This window comes from bacterium (genome assembly GCA_036524115.1).
Lineage (GTDB): Bacteria > JAUVQV01 > JAUVQV01 > JAUVQV01 > DATDCY01 > DATDCY01.
In genome coordinates, this window is the sequence record DATDCY010000271.1 from 1 (window position 1) to 2,542 (window position 2,542).

The 2,542-nt window shown below is 73.6% G+C and carries 4 protein-coding genes; 1 reads left to right on the forward strand and 3 read right to left on the reverse strand.

The features are described 5' to 3' along the window. Window positions 1–136: 136 nt before the first annotated feature. Window positions 137–541: a hypothetical protein gene (locus VI078_12910; GenBank protein HEY6000181.1), complete on the forward strand. Its 405-nt coding sequence runs from the start codon at window positions 137–139 to the stop codon at window positions 539–541. A gap of 11 nt (window positions 542–552) precedes the next feature. Here the strand turns inward: VI078_12910 and VI078_12915 are convergent, their stop codons facing one another. The 3 genes from VI078_12915 to VI078_12925 form a co-directional block, all read right to left on the reverse strand. Beyond that, a complete protein-coding gene (locus tag VI078_12915) occupies window positions 553–1,176 on the reverse strand; it encodes a nitroreductase family protein (protein ID HEY6000182.1) in 624 nt (207 codons plus the stop codon). Then, window positions 1,173–1,655 (reverse strand): D-glycero-beta-D-manno-heptose 1-phosphate adenylyltransferase, encoded by a 483-nt coding sequence (gene rfaE2, locus VI078_12920; GenBank protein ID HEY6000183.1) that lies wholly within the window; start codon window positions 1,653–1,655, stop codon window positions 1,173–1,175. Before rfaE2 ends, VI078_12915 begins: the two co-directional genes overlap by 4 nt. Before the next feature lie 71 nt (window positions 1,656–1,726). Next, a partial coding sequence (locus VI078_12925) for a hypothetical protein (GenBank protein ID HEY6000184.1) occupies window positions 1,727–2,542 on the reverse strand: 816 nt, incomplete at its 5' end.

The following is a 2,542-nucleotide window of genomic DNA, read 5'->3' on the forward strand; positions in this document are numbered from 1 at the left end:
CCGGCGCGAGCACACGCCCGAGGCGGCCGCGGCGCGCTGGCTGGATCTGTTCGCGCGGATCGGGGCGTGAGGGCTATGCCGGCAACCGGCGCGTGCGCTACACTGGCGCGGCGATCACGACGACGGGAGGGGAGCGATGGCTGCTGAGCCGCTGCGCGGGGCGGGCGGGACGCCGGGGGGCGTGGGGATGTTCTTCGGCGGGCTCGTCATGGCCGCGATCGGCGGCTACCTGCTGCTCAACCAGGTGACCGTCTCCGGCGGCTTCTGGGATTTCCTCGGCTTCAATGCCTTCGGCCTCTCGCTGCTGCCGCTGCTGATCGGCGTCGGCTTCCTCTTCTTCGACGCGCGGTCGGTGGCGGGCTGGGTGCTGAGCGTGATCGGCGCCGGCATCATCGTCGCCGGCATCCTGATGAACATGCACATCTGGTTCCGCCCGACGAGTCTCTACAACACGCTCGTCATGCTGGTGCTGCTCGCCGGCGGGCTGGGCCTCATCGCGCGGTCGTTGAAGGCGCACGGGGCGCCGCCGCCCCGGCAGTAGGTCCGGCGCCGCTACGGGGTGTAGCGGACGATCTCGTCGTCGGTGCGCTTCTTCGGGCTCTTCGCCGGCGCGGCGCCCCAGCCGACCGGCACCACCGCCATGAACTCCCCCTGCGGCTCGCCGAGCAGCGCCAGCACCTCGTCCTTCATCAAGTAGAGGATGCCGAGCCAGACGGCGCCGAGCCCGAGCGAGGCGGCCGCCAGCAGCAGGTTCTGCACCGCCGCCGCGCTCCCCTGGATCTCCATCGTGCGGAAGAAGTCGCGGTTCTGCTCGCCGGCGATGGGGAACAGCTCCGCGCCGTGGCGGATCAGCTCGCCGGTGTTGGCGACGGCGATCACGGCCGGCGCGCTGGCGATCGTGCGCGCCCCCATGCGCAGCAGCACGTTCGTCGGCCGCGGGTACTGCGCCGAGCGCGCCGAGACGAGCGCCGCCAGCTCGCGCTTCTTCTCCGGACCGAGGACGAGGAAGCGCCAGGACTGGCTGTTGTGCGCCGAGGGCGCCTGGTTGGCGGCGGCGATGAGCGCGGCGATCAGCTCCGGCGCGACGGGGCGGCCGTCGAAGACGCGGACGCTGCGCCGGCGCGCGATCGTCTCGAGGGTCTCGTTCGCGGGCCTGCCCGCGCCGCCTTCCGTCACGGCTTTGCGCTCCTGATCTTCGCGATCGTCGCCGTCGTCGAGCGGTTCTTCACGAGGGGGATCGAGACCACGCGCCCGCCGCGCGCCTCGACGGTCTCGCGGCCGACGATCTTCTCGACGGGCCAGTCGCCGCCCTTGACGAGCACGTCGGGCTGCACCGCGGCGATCAACCGCTGCGGCGTGGCCTCGCCGAAGACCGTCACGTAGTCGACGCACGCGAGCGCCGCGAGCACCTCGGCGCGGTCGCGCGCCGGGTTGAGCGGCCGCCCCGGCCCCTTGTCGAGGCGGCGCACCGAGGCGTCCGAGTTCACGGCGACGACCAGCGCGTCGCCGAGCGCGCCCGCCTCCTGCAGGTAGCGGACGTGGCCGACGTGCAGCAGGTCGAAGCAGCCGTTCGTGAAGACGACCTTCTTGCCGGCGGCCTGCAGCCGGCGCACCGCGGCGGCGAGCGCCTTCCGGGTGGTGATCTTCCAGCGCAGGTGCGGCGTGGCCGACGCCCGGGCGCAGAGGCTCAGGCCCCGGCGACCCGGCGCGCAGCCGGGGCCGGCGCTCACCGCCGTCCCTTCCCCCGCGCCATCTCCTCGCGGACCGCCGTGAACAGCAGCGGCAGCAGCAGCTCGTGGTGCCCGATGATCTGGTAGCCCGTGCCGCCGCGCGTGGTGGGCCGGCGCACGACGTTCGTCAGCGGCCGGTACGCCGGGATGAAGTCCAGGTTCGCCGTCGTGAAGCGCCGCGGCGCGCCGCCCTTCGAGCGGTTGCGGGCCATCGCGAGCGCCTTGAGGAAGACCTCGGGGAGGATGACGGCGCTGCCGGCGTTGAGGTAGACGCCGCGCTCGAGCCGGCGCACGCGCTCGGCGAAGCGGTGGAAGTCGCGCAGCGAGGCCTCGCCGATGGCGGCGCCGGAGGCGGACGGGTGCATGTGCACGATGTCGGTGCCCATCGCCACGTGGACCGTGACCGGCACGCCGAGACGCGCCCCCGCGGCGCAGACGCTCAAGCCGCGATGCTTCAGCCGCTCGCCGAGGATCGCCTCCCCGAGCGCCTCGCCGAAGCCCTTGCCCTCCAGTGCGGCGTCCGCGGCTGCCCCGTTGAGGAAGTCCGCCGTCTCGCGCACCATGCCGAACGTCCCGTCCTCGAGCGCCGGCCCGACGTCCTCGGAGGTCGCGCCGCCGTACGCCAGCTCGAAGTCGTGCACCGCGCCGGCGCCGTTCATCGCCACGCCGGTGATCAGCCGCTCTTCCATGAGCGCGACCAGCCACGGCGAGAGCCCGCACTTGATGACGTGGGCGCCGATGCCGATCAGCACTTCGCGCCCGTCGCGGCGCGCCGCCGCGATGGCCGCCGCCAGCGCGCGCAGGTCGTCGGC

What these genes read in the sequence shown, in the direction of transcription:
- VI078_12910 (HEY6000181.1), top strand. Translation starts at nt 137, where the DNA reads ATGGCTGCTGAGCCGCTGCGCGGGGCGGGCGGGACGCCGGGGGGCGTG.